The following is an 18,200-nucleotide window of genomic DNA, read 5'->3' on the forward strand; positions in this document are numbered from 1 at the left end:
TTTAAACCTTACTCTATGCTGCGTTTTCTTTATCAAAATCTGCGAAGCTTTTGCCTTCACCTGCAAGCTTCTCAAGAAGAGGTGCCGGCTCCCACCAGCGAGGGCTTTCTTCACGGAATTCGCAAATGCGTTTGTAAACATAATCAAGGCCGAGGCTATCTGCATAGTGCATCGGGCCACCACGATATGGCGGGAAGCCATATCCATTTGCATAAACCACATCAATATCACTGGCACGGTAAGCCATACCTTCGCCAAGGATCTTCGCACCTTCATTAATCATGGCAAAGAAGCTACGCTCTACAATCTCTTCGGCAGATTTTGAACTACGCTCAATACCGAGTTTAGCGCTTTCTTCCTCAATGATTGCCATCACATCAGTTGATGGTTTCGGTGTACGGCTACCTTCATCATAGTCATAAACACCCGCACCAACTTTCAATCCTTTACGGCCGCTTTCCACCACACGGTCTGTCCAGTCATATGCTTTGGTTTCATAGTTTTCGCGGCCCATGCTTTGACGGTTCATATAACCAATATCAAGACCAGCCATGTCTGACATGGTCATTGGCCCCATTGGCATACCGAAATTAAAGATCGCCGCATCTACCTCCTCTGGCGCACAGCCTTCAATTACATTGAGGCTTGCTTCACGGCCATACGGCGCCAGCATGCGGTTGCCAATAAAGCCAGGACAAACACCTGCCACGACACCAACCTTACGAATTGCCTTAGCCAAATCAACACATGTGGCGAGCACATCAGGCGCAGTTTTCGCACCGCGTACAATTTCCAAAAGACGCATCACATTAGCTGGAGAGAAGAAATGCAGGCCAATCACATCACCCGGACGGCTAATGCTATCAGCCATTTCATCAATATTGAGATACGAGGTGTTAGAAGCGAGAATTGCACCATCTTTCGCGACTGCATCCAGTTTGGCAAACACTTCTTTCTTGATCTCCATCTTCTCGAAAACGGCTTCGATAATAAGATCGCAACCTGAGAGATCATCATAAGAAAGTGTCCCAGTGAACAATCCCATACGGTCTTCCACCTGCTCTGGTGTAAGTTTGCCTTTTTTCGCACTGCGTTCGTAGTTACCGCGTACTACACCAAGACCACGATCAAGCGCTTCCTGCTGTACTTCAAGAATGGTTACCGGAATACCCACATTAACAAAATTCATGGCGATACCGCCACCCATGGTTCCGGCACCAATGATACCAACCTTTTTAATTTCGCGACGTGGCGTGGATTTATCAATACCCGGAATACGGCTCACTTGTCGCTCCGCAAAGAACATATGCTGCAGCGCGCGTGCTTGCGGATTGCTCATGCACTCCATAAACAGGTCACGTTCCCGCTTCAGCCCTTCGGCTAGCGGCATGGATACAGCAGCTTCTACGCACTGGATACAGCGTTCCGGCGCAAAGTAACCACGGGTTTGACGTGCAATAGATTTACGAAAACCTGCAAAATAATCAGCATCATATTTGCTGCCATCAATTTCGATCTCACCAGTACGGCGCGGACCATCAGAGATTTTTCTTTCAGCAAAACTAATCGCTGCTTCAACAAGGCTGTCCTCAACTATCTCATCAATAGCGCCCCATTTTGCAGCGATTTTGGCAGGAAAGTGCTGACCGCTTACGATAGCATTCAGCGCATTATCAACACCCGCGATACGCGGCAAGCGCTGAGTTCCACCAGCACCCGGCAAAATACCAAGTTTCACTTCTGGTAGCCCTATCTTAGCAGATGAAAGTGCAACCCGGTAATGGCAGCTAAGCGCCACCTCGAGCCCTCCGCCCAACGCAGTACCATGGATAGCCGCGACAACAGGTTTTTCCATTGCTTCGATTTGGTCAACCACTTCACCAAGGTGTGGTGCTTTAGGCGGGCTGCCAAATTCACGAATATCAGCCCCAGCGATGAAGGTCCGTCCTTCACAGGCAACAACAATCGCTTCAATAGTATCATCCGCGGCCAAATCCCGCATATGATTTTGCAGGCCTTCGCGAACGCTGTGCGATAATGCATTAACTGGTGGGTTGTTTACCATTAGAACCGCGATGCGGCCGTGATCTTTCCTTGAAACTGCTGACATAACTCCCCTCCCATGGTGCAAATGCCGTAACGAAATAAGGTCTTAGGAAAGAAGTAGATCAATCAGTGCGTCAGCCAAGCACAAAAAAGAAGCCCTCACCAATTTGGTGAGGGCTTCCGCTCGGTTCAACTAAACCTTGGGGGTTAGGTTAGTTGGATATTAAAGCTGTGCAGCTGGAACGTTAGCGATTGATTTCCACTGGCCGTTAGCTTCCGTGATGTTACCTGGAACATCTTCTTCCCAGATGCGCTGAACGTCTTTGTTCAGGTTTAGGTAAAGAGTACCGTCAACAACTTTCCATACGTTTGGATCGCCGATGAATTTTTTACCTTTAGAAACACCAAACGCACAGTAGCCACCGTAAGCTGGTAGGTATTTCGCTGGGTTGTTCTCAAATTTCTTTAGGTTTTCTTTTGTAGCAAACTGGTAAACAACGCCGTCTACTTCAACAGTGTTAGTACCAAGACCACGTACTGGCTTACCAGACTGGTAAGATACAAGGTCGTAACCTTGAACGCCTACTAGTGAAGTAGAAGTGTCAGCGTTAGCTGCAGAAGTAGCAGCACCTACGAATACGAACAAAGCAGCAATGCTTTTTACAAAATTACTTAGAAGTTTCATTTGGATGTCTCCTGATTTTCCCAAAGCGGTAGACCACCTTGTCTACCCTTGCCAACAAGATGGAGACAACTCGGTCTCTTTTCAAATCAACTCGCAGTAACGTCGCCGTGAGGAGACTGTCATCAATCAGGATTGCTGTGCTTGCTCGATTAACTGCGTTGCTGTTTGCTTCGCCAAAATGGCTGATTTGCTATCGCCTGCGACCTGCGCAATCACGGTAGCGCCCTCAAACAGCATAAAGAGTTGGTCCCCTAATTTTTCTGGATCAGGCAAGCCGGCAAGGAAACAAAGCTCCCTTAAATAATAGCGCATTTCCTTTTTATAGTTCTGGCAGGCTGCGCGAATCTCAGATTCAACTGCTGAATATTCACCCACCGCATTTGTGAAGAAGCAGCCAAAGAAATTTTTATCTTCATACCAATCTTCAAGAACATCAAAAAATGCGAAGATACGTTCAAGTGGAAAAGCTGCCCTTTCTTCCACCATGGTCTTGAACTTCTGTCGGGCTAAACGGTCATACCGCTGTAGAACTTCAACAATCAGTTCATCTTTCGAAGAAAAATGGTGATAGAGCGTTTTCTTAGCAATCCCGGATTCTTCAAGAATACGGTTTATTCCAGTTGCGTGGAATCCATACTCTGAAAATAAGACTGTCGCTGTTTCTATTAATTTCTCTTTTGGTGATTGTTCCAACTTCAACTCACTTAACATTCCTTGCCGAACGCATATCCTACACGCGCTCTATCACCATAGCAATTCCTTGGCCTACACCAATACACATCGTTGCGAGGCCGTAGTGAGCATCTTGTACATGAAGTTCGTGAGCAAGGGTGAGAGCAAGCCGAGCACCAGACATACCAAGCGGGTGGCCGAGCGCGATAGCGCCTCCATTCGGATTCACATAGTCAGCATCATCGGCGATACCCAAACCACGCATACAGGCGAGCGACTGCGCGGCAAATGCCTCATTAAGTTCAATAATATCTATATCACTGAGTTTCATGCCAAGGCGGCTTAACAGCTTCTCAGTCGCGGGTACGGGGCCATACCCCATGGTTCTGGGCGGCACACCCGCTACTGCCGTACCCACAATACGTGCTTTTGGTGTAAGGCCATACTTTATAGCGGTTTCTTCATCAGCAATAATAAGTGCGGCTGCCCCGTCATTAGTGCCAGAAGCATTTCCTGCGGTCACTGTCCCGTTTTCTTTAAAAGGTGTTCCAAGTTTTGCTAGCCCTTCAAGAGACGTTGAAGGCCGAGGGTGTTCATCCATAGAAACTACCTGAGGCTCACCTTTACGCTGAGGAATAGAAACTGAAGCAATCTCCCGTTCAAACCTTCCGGCTTTCTGCGCCCTAGCTGTTTTCATTTGCGAACGGTAGGCAAAAGCATCCTGATCTAGCCGACTGATATTCATCTCTGCAGCCAGATTTTCAGCGGTCTCTGGCATACTGTCGGTACCGTATTCCTTATCCAGTTTCCTGTTCACAAAGCGCCAGCCAATTGTGGTATCGTACATTTCAGCGTTGCGGGAGAAACCACTAGACGCTTTCGCCATGACAAACGGTGCCCTCGACATGCTTTCAACGCCGCCAGCAATAGTAAGCCTTGCTTCACCGGTCGATACGGCCCTGCCCGCTTGCGCGACAGCTTCAAGCCCAGAACCGCAAAGCCTGTTCACAGTCACAGCAGGCATCGCCTCAGGTATTCCTGCAAGGAGAGCAGCCATACGGCCTACATTCCTGTTATCTTCCCCAGCTTGGTTGGCACAACCATAAAACATATCGTCCACTGCGGCCCAGTCCACACCTACATTCCGTTCCTGAAGAGCTTTAAGAGGATGGGCTGCCAGATCATCCGTACGCACATGTGCAAGGCCACCGCCATAGCGCCCGATTGGTGTGCGGATACCGTCACAGATGAATGCATGTTTCATAGCCAACTCCCTTCCCCTTAGGTTCAGAAGATAACTTATTGCAAATATGTATATTATCCAGCCTTGCCTCATCCAATTTAAGAAATACTTCCTTCATAAGGGAGAGAAAGCCATGACATTAGATCAGGAAACAAGATCGCAACTTCTCGAAACACTTGATCGGTTTGTAAAAGAACGGCTGATCCCAGCTGAGCGTGCTATGGCAGAAACTGGTGAGATGGACCAGAGTATTCTCTCAGAAATGCGAGAACTCGGCTTATACGGTATTTCCATTCCGGAAGAATATGGCGGCTTGGGCCTTTGTCTGGCAGATGAAGTTGAGATCGCCATGTGCATCGGCCAAGCGGCCCCTGCCTTCCGCTCCGCTTTTGGCACCAATGTAGGTATTGGTTCCCAAGCTATCCTCATAGACGGCACAGATGAACAAAGACGAAAATACCTACCTCGTTTGGCAAATGGTGAACTGGTAGGGTCCTTCTGTTTGACTGAATCCTCTTCAGGATCAGATGCAGGATCCCTAAAAGCAACGGCGAAAAAGGATGGTGATCACTATATATTAAACGGTACCAAGCGTTATATAACGAACGCCCCCACCGCCGGCCTCTTTACTGTTATGGCACGCACAGATAAAACCACTACAGACGGCAGAGGGGTTTCCGCCTTCCTTGTAGAAGCCGATACACCGGGTGTTTCCGTCGGCAAGCCTGAAAAGAAAATGGGCCAGCAAGGTGCGCCAGTTGCAGACGTGATCTTTGAAAACTGCCAAATACCCGCGGAAAACCTCATTGGCGGTAAAGAAAATGTTGGCTTTAAAACAGCTATGAAAGTTTTGGATAAAGGCCGTATCCATATTTCCGCCGTCTGCACAGGCCTTGCTGGGCGTATTCTCCGGGATGCAGTTACTTACGCTAAAGAACGCGAACAATTTGGCGAACCCATAGCTAACTTCCAACTTATTCAGGCGATGATTGCAGATAGCGAGACAGAAATTTATGCTGCCAAATGCATGATCCGTGATGTAGCAAAAGCCAAAGATAGAGGTGAAAACACCAAGCGCAGAGCTTCTTGTACGAAACTTTTTGCTTCAGAGGCCGTGGGCCGCATTGCTGACAGGGCTGTTCAAATACTAGGTGGTGCAGGCTATATTTCAGAATATGGTATTGAGCAACTCTATAGAGATGCTCGTCTATTCCGAATTTACGAAGGCACTAGCCAAATTCAGCAACTCATCATCGCAAAAGATGTGATTTCCTCGTATTAACATATACTTACATGCATTTAATTTTGTGCTTGCTCCAAAAGCATTTTAGTCACACCTGCATTAAAATTAATAACGATTCTAATAATCATTATTAAATACCTTGCCAACCGCGGCACATTCCCGTAAATCAACTGCGAATCATTATCACTATTATTATCAAAGCAACGGAGATTGCACATGACTGTGTTGGGGAAATATTCATGGCTGGCGGCAGGATGTTCGCTTATTGCCCTCACAGGTACAGCTGCAGCTACAGAAGCTGAAGCAGACCTTCCTGAAGAAATTACGGTAACTGCGACACGTTCAGCAACAAGCGCTTTCGAGCACCCCGGTTCTGTATCCGTTATCACAAAAGATGAAATCGACGATCTAGTTGCCTCATCAATCTCTGACCTGTTCGAGAATACTCCGGGTATATTCTTTGATGGCGGCCCTCGCCGTAACGCGCAAACACCTTCCATTCGCGGTATCTCAGGCGAAGGTGTAATCATCCTATTTGATGGTGTTCGCCAAAGCTTCATTTCAGGCCATGACGGTCGCTTCTTTATTGAACCCGATCTTCTGAAAACAGCGGAAGTTGTTCGCGGTGGAGGCTCTGCTCTATACGGCTCTGGTGGTCTTGGTGGTGTTATTGCATTCCAGACCGTAGATGCTGCCGATCTACTAGATGAGGATTCTAACCTTGGGTACCGCCTAAAAGGTGGCTTTCAGGGTGTGAACGACGAATGGACAACAGGCGTTTCACTATTTGGTCGTTCTGAAGACGGAAAGTTTGATGCTGTAGGTAGCCTCACTTACCGTGATTCAAGTGATATTGATCTGGGTAGCGGCGCCAGCCTGCAATCTGATGACGAACTTGCATCAGGCCTTCTCAAAGCATCTTACCGCTTCACAGATGATCTGAAGCTCGATTTCTCATGGCTTTCTTTCAATGGTGACAGCCTGGAGCCAAACAACGGTCAAGGTGCCAATGTTGGTGACCTTGTCGACAAAGACACAACAAGCAATACTTACCGCGCAGGTCTCGTTTTCAATCCATCAGACAATGATCTAATCGACGCCAAAATTACAGTTTTCAAAAACGATGTTTCTGTGAATGAGGACGAAGTGGATAGTGACCGAGTTGTAACCCGTGATGTAGAAACATTTGGTCTTGTTGCTGAAAACCGTTCTGTATGGAACCGCGGTCAAAACATTGAATTCGCCCTAACATACGGCCTTGAATATTATACTGACGACCAAACTGGCACAGACAATACATCAACTGATGGCACTCGCGGTGGTGTTCCTGATGCAGACGCCAAAACATTTGGCAGTTTCATCCAGGCAGAAGTCGCAGTACAAACAGAACTCGGCCGTTTGAATTTCATACCTGCTATTCGCTATGACAACTTCAAAAACTCCGCGGATGATAGTTCTTTTGAAACAGACGATAGTGCATGGTCACCAAAAGTAGCTCTGGCATACCATCCAACCGAATGGATGATGATCTTCTCAAGCTATTCCGAAAGCTTCCGAGCGCCTTCGTTCAATGAAATTTTTGCTGATGGCATCCATTTCCAAATTCCGCTTGGGCCCTTTGTAACAGCCCCTAATTTCTTTATCGAAAATCAGGATCTGCAACCAGAAAGGTCCAAAACATGGGAATTCGGTGCGGGCTTATCCTTCAATGATGCCTTCCTTGAAGGCGATAGCTTTGCTGTTAAGGGTACATACTTCACCTCGGATGTCACAAATCTGATTGATCTGTCAGTGGATGTAACATTCTCACCGCAATGTTTTGTTCCAACAATACCAGGCCCGTGTACATCGGGCACCAGCCAAAACGTAAACACTGTTGCGGCAGACCTGAGCGGCGTTGAGATTGAACTTACCTATGATACCGCACGTTATTTTTTAACTGCTGGTTACAGCTCAATCGACGGCACTAACTCTATCACTGGTGATTTCGTAGGCACACTTACCCCTACTCGCTTCGATATCAACACAGGCTTCAAACTTCCTGAAATTGACAGCCGCTTCGGCATGCGTGCTCAGCTTGCTGGCGAACATTCAGAAGTGAATGATGAAGACCAAATCCGGGATTCATACGAAACGATTGATCTCTACTATGTATGGCAACCCAAAGAAGGCGCTCTCAAAGGACTTCGCGTTGATTTGGGTGTAAACAACCTATTCGATACAAACTTCGAACGTGTATTCGCCGGTGTTTCAGAACCCGGTCGCAACTTTAAAGCTTTGGTAAGCTGGACAGGTTCCTTCTAATCCTCGCAAAGGATAATATCTTCCCGCCTGTTCGGGTTATCAGAACGGAGCCTGAGGCCACCTCCATCGAGGTGGCCTCTTTTTTTACTTTAGATAGATGAATATCCATGCTTGGTAATTGGCATACTTCTGATGCGTTTACCGCCCGCAGCAAAAATCGCATTGGCAAGGGCTGGATACACCGGCGGTGTGCCCGGTTCACCAACACCGCCCGGCAGTTCATCATTTTCCATGATTGTCACACTAATTTCCGGCGCATGGCGCATCTTCACCATTTCATAGTCTGTGAAATTGGTCTGCTCTACTGCGCCATCATCAAGGGTAATTTCACCAAACAGCGCTGCTGACAGGCCAAAGATAATCCCGCTTTCCATCTGCGCTTTCACGGTATCCGGGTTCACCACGCTACCGCAATCAACCACACAGGTAACTTTATCGACAGTTACTTCACCATCCTCTGAAAGCGAAATATCGAACACCTCCCCCACATAGCTAAGGAAGCTTTCATGAACGGCGATACCGCGCCCCTTACCTTTCGGCACAGGTTTGCCCCAGTCAGCCTGTTTCTTTAGTTCCGCAAGAAGCGCAGATAGACGTTTATGGCCCTGAAGAAGGTGCTGCCGGTATTCAAACGGATCATGCCCTGCTTTATGAGCAAGTTCATCAACAAAACCTTCAAGGAAGAATGCATTGTGTGTGTGCGAAACACTGCGCCAGAAACCAACGGGTACATTGGTTTCAATAATACTGTTTTTCAGCCTGCGATTTGGAACCTCATATTTACTATGCTGCAAGCCTTCCATGTTGCTGGCTTCTGAAAGCCCGGCAATTTCAAACGGCAGATTTCGTTTGCTGAAGCTTGGCATAATTGGCTGCAAGCCAACCTTGGTATCCAGCACGTCGGGATAACCGTCACTGCCTAGCACCGCCTTCAGCCGGGCCGCGGCAGCCGGACGGTATACATCATGCTGCATATCTTCTTCGCGCGAGTAGATAACTTTCACCGGTACGCCGGGCATGGCGGCAGCCATTTTCACGGCATAGGTTTCTGCATCTTTTTCAACGCGGCGACCAAAACCACCACCTGCATACATGATATGCGGTGTCACAGCCTTGGCGTTCACCACATCCTTTGGAACACTTTCCATATTGGCTGGCATCTGGTTACCAGACCAGATTTCCACTTTATCACCGTCTACACATGCTGTTGCATTTATGGGTTCCATCGTCGCGTGAGCGAGATACGGTACTTCATAGTACGCCTCGATAGTTTCCTGACCATTTGATGCGGCTTCAACATCTCCTTCGTGAACAAATTCATGCTCTTCGCCCGTTTCAATGGCTTCCCTAAGCATACGGCTCACATCATCACTATTCAGCTTAGTAACCGCGCTATCATCGAATTCCACATCCAGATAATCGAGCGCTTTTTTGGCTTTATAGTAACTATCCGCGATCACCCCAACGGCATCGCCAAGATTCACAACCTTTTTCACACCTTTGAGCTTCAAAGCTTCAGTATCATTAATTGATTTAACCACGCCACCAAACACAGGGCTCTGCATAACAGTGCCAAACAGCATATCGTCAGTCACAACGTCTACACCGAACTTGGCTGTGCCATTTACTTTACTTGGGATATCCACACGCTTTTGCGGCTTGCCTACCAGCTTGAAATCTTTCTTGGGTTTCAGGCGTACATTCTCATCAGGTGTTTCCTTGGAAACTGCTTCAGCAAGATCACCGTATGATAGTTTATCGTCAGAAAGCCGGCTTACTACTTGGCCATTTTCAGCAAAACAATCGGATTTAGCGATACCCCACTGTTTCGCAGCTGCGCTGATCAGCATCTCACGGGCAATTGCCCCTGCTTTCCTGAGCGGCGTGTATGCATCTACAATACTTGTACTACCGCCTGTACCCGCGAGCCCCATAAGACCAAACATCTTCTTGCCAAGCCAATCCCCAGCGCCAGAGAACTGCTCAGGGTGTTTCCTGAGCATCATTGCGAAATTGGCATAAACAGGCAGGTTTTCCTGAGGGTGCACCACGGAAACATTATCCGCAGAAAGATCAACTTCCAGTTCTTCTGCAAGAAGCATAGGAAGGGACGTAAAAACTCCCTGCCCCATCTCAAGCCTAGGCACAGCAAACTGTATAGTACCATCTTTCTTGATCGTTACCCAAGCATTCAGAGCAAAAGAGCCGTCATCAGCGATAGCAGCATCATAACCCGATGTATCAATAGTAGAGAGGAAACCAACACCAAGAGCCAACGTACCGCCAACAGCAGCACCACCAACCATAAAAGCTCTTCTGGTAAACTTACCCATTGCTCATCTCCGCTGCTCGTTTGATCGCTTTTTTAATGCGCGGATACGTTCCGCAGCGGCAGATATTGGTCATTGCTTCATCAATATCTTCATCAGAGGGATTAGGGTTTTCACTGAGTAGTGCGGTTGCCGCCATAATCATACCAGATTGGCAGTATCCACACTGAGGCACTTGTTCAGCAATCCATGCGGCTTGAACGGAACTTGGCGTACCGTCTTTTTCCAGACTTTCGATAGTTTGAATATCAGCGCCTTCGATATCTTCAATCGCCGTGATACAGCTTCTTGTCGCCACACCATCTATATGCACAGTACAGGCGCCACACGCGCCTACACCGCATCCAAACTTAGTGCCGGTTAATTTAAGATGATCTCTAATCGCCCAAAGAAGCGGCATTTCGCCTTCTTCGTTTACGGTAACGGCCTTACCGTTCAAATTGAATGTCGCCATGTTTTCCTCTGCTGGCCAAGGGTAACTGAACCTAATATGGCACTCACCTTTTCAATATTCAACATAAATTACCCAAGGTAACTTGCATTAGGTAGCTAAACCCTCAAAAAGCTCGGAAGCAGCACCAGAAAAGATTTTAATCCCATACATTAAATATATTGGACAAGTCAGGGAACCCACCTACATTAGGGTCAAACACTATTACCACTTGGAGATAATCATGGAATTACAACTTACTACGGAACAAACAGCGTTCCGGGATGAAGTAAGATCCTTCCTGAAGGAAAAACTACCTGATGATATCCGTGACGCCTCTAAAGGCGCGGGTCACCTGACAGCTGAAATGTTCACACGCTGGCACGGCATTCTGGCTGAAAAAGGCTGGTCGGTTCCGCTTTGGCCTGAAAAGCACGGCGGTACGGGTTGGTCCCCTGTTGAATATGCCATCTTTGATGAAGAATGCCATTCGTTTGGCGCGCCAAAAGTTCTTCCGTTCAGCGTATCTATGCTTGGCCCTGTTCTTATCGCTTTTGGTAATGATCACCTTAAGGAAAAATTCCTGCCTGGTATCATTGATGGGTCTGACTGGTGGTGTCAGGGCTTCTCTGAGCCTGGTTCAGGTTCTGATCTCGCGAGCCTTAAAACATCTGCAATTCGTGAAGGTGACCATTATATCGTAAACGGCCAGAAAACTTGGACAACTCTTGGTCAGCATGCTGACTGGATTTTCTGCCTGGTACGTACGGACACCAATGCACCAAAACCGCAGATGGGTATCAGCTTTATCCTGATGCCAATGGATCTGCCGGGTATTGAAGTACGCCCAATCATTACACTTGATGGCAGCCACGAAGTAAACGAGGTTTTCTTCGACAATGTAAAAGTACCGGCTGAATACCTTGTTGGTGAAGAAAATAAAGGTTGGACATACGCTAAATTCCTTCTCCAGAACGAGCGTATTGGTATTGCGGGCATTGGCGGTTCTAAGGAACAGCTATATGGCCTCAAACGCCTCGCGGCCGCTGAAAAGAAAAACGGCAAACCGCTGATTGAAGACCAAAACTTCAAAACCAAACTGGCTGAAGTTGAGATTGAACTGCGGGCACTTGATATCACCAACAAACGCATGCTTGTTGAAACCGAACGCGGGATGGACCCGGGACCTGTTTCCTCCATGCTGAAAATTCGCGGTAGTGAAGTAGCACAGCGCCTGTATGAGCTTAAGATGGAAGCATCTGGCCTGTATGCTCTGCCATTCCAGCCAGAGCTGGAAACAGAAGGTTGGAACGATGAGATGATCGGTTCACTTGAAAACGCTATCTCGGCGCCACGCTATCTGAACACTCGCAAGATCAGCATCTTTGGCGGTTCCAATGAAATTCAGCGCGGTATCATCTCCAAGATGGTTCTAGGCTTTTAGACTAACCAGCACTGTTAAAGGGTAAGATTATGAATTTTGATTTTTCTGAAGAACAGAAAATGCTGGTGCAGTCGCTTGAGCGTTCACTGGCGAAAAGCTACACGTTCGAGGACTACCGTTCACAAATCGCAGACAAGGTTTCTCATGTTCCTGAGAACTGGAACCAGCTTGCAGAGCTTGGTGTTATGGCTATGCCGCTCCCAGAAGCAGCTGGCGGGTTTGACGGCAACAATGTTGACGTAATGGCAGTTTGTACAGAACTTGGCCGCCGGTTAGTTACAGAGCCATATGTTAGCAGCGCTGTTGTTTCTGCTTACATTGTTGAAGCAACAGGCACAGTATCTGACGAGCTTCTGCCACAAATTGCTACGGGTGAAGTTCAAATTGCTGCGGGCTTCTACGAGCCGGGTGAGCGCCACGACGCTCTGGCCTCAAACACCAAAGCTACAGAATCAGATGGTACATGGAAGCTTTCCGGCCGTAAATGCGTGGTGATGGGCGCAGATTCTGCTGATAAAATTATTGTTTCAGCGGACGCTGGCGGCCCTAGCCTCTTCCTTGTTGATCCGAAAGCTGATGGTGTTTCACTTCGTTCTTATCAACTTCTGGATGGTCGCGGTGCGGCTGATATCATCCTTGAAGGTGCTGAAGGCACACTTCTTGGTGAAGCAGGCGGTGCAGCAGATATTATTGAAGCAGCAGTTGACCGAGGTGCAGCAGCACTTACAGCGGATACGCTTGGTGCAATGCAGGAATCAAGTGCCCTGACACAGGAATACCTGCGCACACGGACACAGTTTGGCCGTCCAATCGGAAGCTTCCAAGTTCTTGCGCACCGTATGGTGGACCTTCTTGTTGAGCTTGAACAGGTTAAATCTATTGCCATGGAAGCAGCTGTGGAAGCACGCAACGAAGATGCTGAAACTCGTAAGAAATCAGTATCCGCCGCTAAAGCAAAAGTGGGTGCAGCGTCACGTACATTCGGCCAGGAGTGCATTCAAATGCATGGCGGCATCGGTATGACCGACGAATACGCCCTTGGTGCTTATGTGAAACGCATGATCGTGAATGAAACAGTATATGGCGATACAGATTATCACCTGAACCGTTTTGCTGATCTCTAAGCTTTAGAGCTTCATAACAGAGAAAAGCCCGCTTCACAGAGCGGGCTTTTTTATTAGGCTTTCAGCATCATTACAGCAAACTTGCCTTCCTTATCGGTCCAGCAATTTTCAAGCTGCCAGCCTGCTCGTTCAACAAGTTCAGAGAATTCATCAACGGTATATTTATAACTGTTCTCGGTATGAATAGTTTCACCTTCAGCGAAGGTAAATCTATACTCCCTTATCTGCGCTATTTGGTCTTTCAGACTAACGAGATGCATCTCAATACGGCCTTCAGCCTGATTGTAAACAGCATGATGCCTGAAAGCACCCACATCAAAATCAGCCTTCAACTCTCGGTTAGCTCGGTGTAGTAAATTGAGATTGAATTCAGCGGTTACACCTTGTGCATCATCATAGGCAGCTTCCAGAACCGCCCTGCTCTTCTTCAAGTCTACGCCAATCAAAAAATAATCAGCTTGTGTATTTTCTTTAAGTTCTCCCAAAAATTCTTCAGCTTCACTGGGGGTAAGGTTGCCGATGGTGGACCCCGGGAAAAACAGCATACGCTTTGACATTTTCTCAGGCACATCAAAGTCCGCCATGAAATCAGCAATGCTCGGCTTCACCTTCAAATTCGGATACCTTGCCTGCAGTCCTTCTGCCACTTCCAGCACAAACTCTTCAGAGATATCTACGGGTACATAAAGACTAGGTACGTTCAAGGCATCAAGCAGCATCCTTGTTTTCCGTCCCGCACCACTGCCAAGCTCGATCACTTCTGCACTTTCACCAAGAAACGCTGCTATTTCTGGCAAAATTTCCTCAAAGATACCTATCTCGGTACGAGTTGGATAATATTCGGGCAAATCGCAAATAGCGTCAAAAAGTTCTGAGCCTCTTTCATCATACAAGAACTTACATTCAAGCGTTTTCTGCGGCTTTCCAAGCCCCGATAAAACGGACTGCATAAACTCCTCACCACCACTAACAGCGGTTTGAGTTTCAACGAATTTCAAATCATCCATTTATACATCCTCCGCCAGTCGCAGGCCGGTAAACTGCCACCGTTTTTCAGGGTGCCAAAAATTCCGGTAGGTAGGTCGCATATGCCCTTCTGGTGTTGCGCAGCTACCGCCTCTGAGCACTTGTTGGCCACTCATAAACTTACCATTATATTCACCAACAACGCCGCTTTCGGCTTTAAATTTGGGGTACGGGCTAAAACTGGTGCTGGTCCATTCCCAGACATCACCATACAGTCCCGCAATACCGCCTGTATGCTTCACGGGCGCTGGTCGTAATCTTCCTGAGGAGGCAAAGTTTCCTTTGATATCAGCTTCAAGTGCCGCCAGTTCTAACTCGTGCTCCAGAGGCAATCTCTTGTCAGCCCAAGTGGCAAAAGCATCTGCTTCATAATAAGAGATATGGCAAACGGGAGCATCGAGATCCACATGCTGCATCCCGCGCAGTGTCATCACCCACCATTCACTATCGCGTTTTTCCCAGTAGAGCGGTGCTACCCAACCTTCGGCCTGGCATTTTGCCCAACCATCAGAAAGCCAAAGAAGCGGATTATGATACCCACCATCCTGAATAAACTCTAACCACTGACGGTTAGTAATAGGCCCATTTGCTAACTTGAATGGGTTTACAAGGGCTTTGTGAACAGGTCGCTCACAATCAAACGCAAATCCTTCGTCTGAAGCACCAAATTCAAGAACGCCACCATCAAAGCTTGTCCAACCTGAAGCAAGTTCCATATCTTTGTCATATGCAAGTGGTTCTGGTTCTTTGTAAGCAGGTTTAAGAGGGTTTTGGGCAAACAGATGAAGGATATCAGTTAAGAGCAACTCTTGATGCTGCTGTTCATGGTTTAAACCGAGTTCAACAAGGCCAGCAACTTCAACACTTTGATCTGCTTCAAGAAACCGTTTCATATGTTCATCAACATAAGATCGGTATTCCATTACCTTCTCAAGGCTTGGTCGTGTGAGCATACCTCTTAGCGGCCTTGGTTGCCTGGCACCCAGAGCTTCATAATAGCTGTTAAATAAATAATGAAAGGTATCCTCAAAAGGCTGATATCCTTTTGAGTATTCACTTAAGATAACTGTTTCAAAGAACCATGTTACATGCCCCATATGCCATTTGGCAGGGCTTGCATCTTCCATAGACTGTACAGTGGCATCCGCATCAGAAAGTGGCGCAATATAACTTTCAGAAACCGTTCGAATATCATGATAGCGTTGTAAAAGTGGTCTGGTATCTTTGGAAATCTGGTTCAACTGCGATGGTGACTGCACGCCAGCTCCCTCCCCTATCTAAATTATTCAGTTACTCTGAACTCGACACGGTCAGTATAAAAAGCGGCACATGCTGAAAGCTGTTTTACTTCCAAATAAGGATCATCATACCCCCATAAAACCGGAGTATCCTCCTCATCATCTTTTATAGCCCAGTAACGCGCCTGCCCCTTGAAGGGACAATATGTCGACAATGATATCTCCTTAAGAGCATCAAAGTTTATTGCAGAGCGAGGCACATAGTATTGGGGGCTATAGCCAGTTTCTGTCAGCAGGATAGCATTCTGAGCCCGTGAAAGCAAAACTCCGGCCGATGATACTATGATATCAATAGCTACATTTTCGCAATTAACCTGATGATCCGGGTTCTTCGCATACCCGGGACCATCCAATGTTTCATTGTTGTGTTTTACAGGCATAGAGCCTCCTTTCGAGTGCTCTTTAAACCTAGATAATTTGCGCTGAATTGCGCGTTCTATTTTTGCAGTACGCCAATGCATAAATGAAACAAAAAAGGCCAGCTCTGTTAAGAGCTAGCCTCCAATGGTCACAAATTATGTATCTACTAGTTCATAATGGCTTTCATAAAGCTGTCCGCCTGCTCTCGAAGTAACTTAGTGCTCTGATCCAGGCTCATCGCTGCGCCAGAGAGGTCGTTTGCATAATTGATCGTGCTTTCAGAAGTCTCGCGCACATCCTGAATATCCGTAGATACAAGCTGTGTGCTTTGATAAGCTTCCTGAACATTCTGACTGATTTCCATAGTAGCACTGGACTGTTCACTAGTAGCTGACGCAATCATACCAGAAATATCATTCAGTGAGGTTATTGACTTACTAATCCCCTCTACAGCATTAACGGCAGTAAGCGTACGTTCCTGGATAGACTGAACCTGCTGGCCAATTTCACCTGTTGCAGCTGCTGTTTGCTGAGCCAGAGATTTCACCTCACTAGCAACCACCGCGAAACCTTTACCAGCTTCACCCGCGCGGGCAGCTTCAATCGTCGCATTAAGCGCAAGCAAGTTCGTTTGTTCAGCGATATCATTGATCAAGCTGACAACCTTACCAATTGTCTCTGAAGATTCCCGTAGTTCATTAATGGTACTAGAAGCGGAAGTTGCTTCCTGATGCGCTGTGGAGGCCTGCTCGGACGATGTTCCAACCTGGCGTGCTACTTCATTCACAGAAGCAGACATTTCTTCCACTGCAGATGCTACAGTTTGAACATTCATCGCAGCTTCGCTGGCAGCACCGGAAACACTTGCAGAACGATCTTGGGTATCCTGAGCACTTGCAAGCAAGGCATCCGCAGCAGATCTAGTTTGAGAAACAGCAGCCTGAATAGTTTCCACAACAGTTAGGATTGCTTCTTCAAAGCTCTTCGCGAGTTCATTTTTGCGGTTTGTGTCTGTTTGCTCGGCAATCATCATATTTTCGCGGGCTTGATTGATAATTTCAGCTCCACGACCAAAAGCTCCCATCATGCCTTGCGGCAAAAATTGGCGATAATATTTCCCGTCAACCGCATGTTCAAGCGCAGCACCTGCTTCACGCACGAAAGCATCAGACATATCAAGCATATGGTTAATATCATTCAGCGCCGGAGATAAATCACCATATTCATCCCAATCAATGATACGGGCTTCGAAATTCCCTTTACCCGCGGATACTGCAACTTCTGAAACCGTGGCAAAAGCCTTTTTATATAGGGCAAGTTCAGCTTCAGCCTCTTCCAAGCGCTTTGCCATGCCGGCATTCACAGGTTCAGGCGTATTTGCTTTAAAGAAATTAAACATGTGCACCTCCTGCACCCCAAACGAACTCACTGTATGTCTGACCAGCGTGTGCCAAAGTATCTTCTAAGAGTTTATAGCTAGCCTCTAGTCCTTCAGTTCGGTTTTTATAACGCTTTTCTTCATCAAGAAGCGCTTTATAAATTGGCTTAATTGCTTCCAACGCTACTGGTCTAGGCTTCCTGCGATTGGAATGATATCCAGAGATACGGCCCGCATGATCAAAGCTCGGTGTCACGTGAGCAAAAACCCAATAATATTTACCGGTGAAAGACATATTCTTCACATAGGCAAACACCTCTTCGCCTGCTGCGATTTTATCCCAGAGAAGTTTAAAAACTGCGCGCGGCATATCTGGATGGCGGATAATGCTATGCGGTTGACCGATTACATCGTTTGTCTGCATTTCAGCAACTTTACAGAAAACATCGTTTGCGTAGAGGATACGCCCTTTTGTATCTGTTTTTGAGACAATAATTTCGTGTTCACCGAAGGCGATTTCCTCGCCTGTCGGAACAATATTACGCTTTGTCATTTACGTTCCCCACAGAACTTTGTACCTACTATTTCATGCACAATACGCCGTGCATATATCGAGC

The 18,200-nt window shown here is 47.1% G+C and carries 15 protein-coding genes; 4 read left to right on the forward strand and 11 right to left on the reverse strand.

What is annotated here, in order from left to right; all coding sequences use genetic code 11:
- Window positions 1–13: 13 nt before the first annotated feature.
- From KFE96_RS13265 to pcaF, 4 genes are all read right to left on the reverse strand, one after another.
- Window positions 14–2,110 carry a 3-hydroxyacyl-CoA dehydrogenase NAD-binding domain-containing protein gene (locus tag KFE96_RS13265; protein ID WP_255833035.1) on the reverse strand — a complete coding sequence of 699 codons (2,097 nt, stop codon included), beginning with the start codon at window positions 2,108–2,110 and terminating at the stop codon, window positions 14–16.
- Window positions 2,111–2,269: 159 nt separating this feature from the next.
- A complete protein-coding gene (locus KFE96_RS13270; RefSeq protein ID WP_255833036.1) occupies window positions 2,270–2,731 on the reverse strand; it encodes a YHS domain-containing (seleno)protein in 462 nt (153 codons plus the stop codon).
- Window positions 2,732–2,857: 126 nt separating this feature from the next.
- The gene (locus KFE96_RS13275) at window positions 2,858–3,424 is read right to left on the reverse strand and encodes a TetR/AcrR family transcriptional regulator (protein ID WP_255833037.1); all 567 of its coding nucleotides are present in this window, start codon (window positions 3,422–3,424) and stop codon (window positions 2,858–2,860) included.
- A 37-nt stretch (window positions 3,425–3,461) separates the two neighbouring features.
- Entirely contained in the window at window positions 3,462–4,667 is a 1,206-nt protein-coding gene (gene pcaF, locus KFE96_RS13280) for a 3-oxoadipyl-CoA thiolase (protein WP_255833038.1), read from the reverse strand.
- A gap of 112 nt (window positions 4,668–4,779) precedes the next feature.
- Between pcaF and KFE96_RS13285 the strand changes: the two genes are divergently transcribed.
- Together KFE96_RS13285 and KFE96_RS13290 are read left to right on the forward strand one after the other, a co-directional pair.
- Window positions 4,780–5,928, forward strand: coding sequence for an acyl-CoA dehydrogenase family protein (locus tag KFE96_RS13285; RefSeq protein WP_255833039.1), 1,149 nt, complete (start codon window positions 4,780–4,782; stop codon window positions 5,926–5,928).
- A 177-nt stretch (window positions 5,929–6,105) separates the two neighbouring features.
- Window positions 6,106–8,193 (forward strand): TonB-dependent hemoglobin/transferrin/lactoferrin family receptor, encoded by a 2,088-nt coding sequence (locus KFE96_RS13290; RefSeq protein ID WP_255833040.1) that lies wholly within the window; start codon window positions 6,106–6,108, stop codon window positions 8,191–8,193.
- Window positions 8,194–8,282: 89 nt separating this feature from the next.
- Here the strand turns inward: KFE96_RS13290 and KFE96_RS13295 are convergent, their stop codons facing one another.
- Together KFE96_RS13295 and KFE96_RS13300 are read right to left on the reverse strand one after the other, a co-directional pair.
- The gene (locus KFE96_RS13295) at window positions 8,283–10,526 is read right to left on the reverse strand and encodes a molybdopterin cofactor-binding domain-containing protein (RefSeq protein WP_255833042.1); all 2,244 of its coding nucleotides are present in this window, start codon (window positions 10,524–10,526) and stop codon (window positions 8,283–8,285) included.
- Window positions 10,519–10,977: a (2Fe-2S)-binding protein gene (locus tag KFE96_RS13300; protein ID WP_255833044.1), complete on the reverse strand. Its 459-nt coding sequence runs from the start codon at window positions 10,975–10,977 to the stop codon at window positions 10,519–10,521. The genes KFE96_RS13295 and KFE96_RS13300 overlap by 8 nt, the downstream gene beginning before the upstream one ends.
- A 220-nt stretch (window positions 10,978–11,197) precedes the next feature.
- Between KFE96_RS13300 and KFE96_RS13305 the strand changes: the two genes are divergently transcribed.
- On the forward strand, window positions 11,198–12,397 hold the full coding sequence (locus KFE96_RS13305) for an acyl-CoA dehydrogenase family protein (RefSeq protein WP_255833046.1): 1,200 nt from the start codon (window positions 11,198–11,200) through the stop codon (window positions 12,395–12,397).
- A gap of 29 nt (window positions 12,398–12,426) precedes the next feature.
- A complete protein-coding gene (locus KFE96_RS13310; RefSeq protein ID WP_255833048.1) occupies window positions 12,427–13,521 on the forward strand; it encodes an acyl-CoA dehydrogenase family protein in 1,095 nt (364 codons plus the stop codon).
- A gap of 53 nt (window positions 13,522–13,574) precedes the next feature.
- Here the strand turns inward: KFE96_RS13310 and egtD are convergent, their stop codons facing one another.
- The 5 genes from egtD to KFE96_RS13335 all read right to left on the reverse strand — a co-directional run bounded on the left by egtD (window position 13,575) and on the right by KFE96_RS13335 (window position 18,136).
- Window positions 13,575–14,528 (reverse strand): L-histidine N(alpha)-methyltransferase, encoded by a 954-nt coding sequence (gene egtD, locus KFE96_RS13315; protein ID WP_255833050.1) that lies wholly within the window; start codon window positions 14,526–14,528, stop codon window positions 13,575–13,577.
- Window positions 14,529–15,806, reverse strand: a complete 1,278-nt coding sequence (gene egtB / locus KFE96_RS13320; protein WP_255833051.1) for an ergothioneine biosynthesis protein EgtB — start codon at window positions 15,804–15,806, stop codon at window positions 14,529–14,531. It lies immediately after the preceding gene.
- Window positions 15,807–15,829: 23 nt separating this feature from the next.
- Window positions 15,830–16,225, reverse strand: coding sequence for a DUF427 domain-containing protein (locus KFE96_RS13325; protein WP_255833052.1), 396 nt, complete (start codon window positions 16,223–16,225; stop codon window positions 15,830–15,832).
- A gap of 146 nt (window positions 16,226–16,371) precedes the next feature.
- A complete protein-coding gene (locus KFE96_RS18200) occupies window positions 16,372–17,604 on the reverse strand; it encodes a methyl-accepting chemotaxis protein (RefSeq protein ID WP_304665230.1) in 1,233 nt (410 codons plus the stop codon).
- Entirely contained in the window at window positions 17,597–18,136 is a 540-nt protein-coding gene (locus KFE96_RS13335; RefSeq protein ID WP_255833053.1) for a PAS domain-containing protein, read from the reverse strand. The genes KFE96_RS18200 and KFE96_RS13335 overlap by 8 nt, the downstream gene beginning before the upstream one ends.
- Between the last annotated feature and the right edge of the window lie 64 nt (window positions 18,137–18,200).

This window comes from Kordiimonas sp. SCSIO 12603 (assembly GCF_024398035.1).
In the GTDB taxonomy this organism is placed as follows: Bacteria; Pseudomonadota; Alphaproteobacteria; order Sphingomonadales; family Kordiimonadaceae; genus Kordiimonas.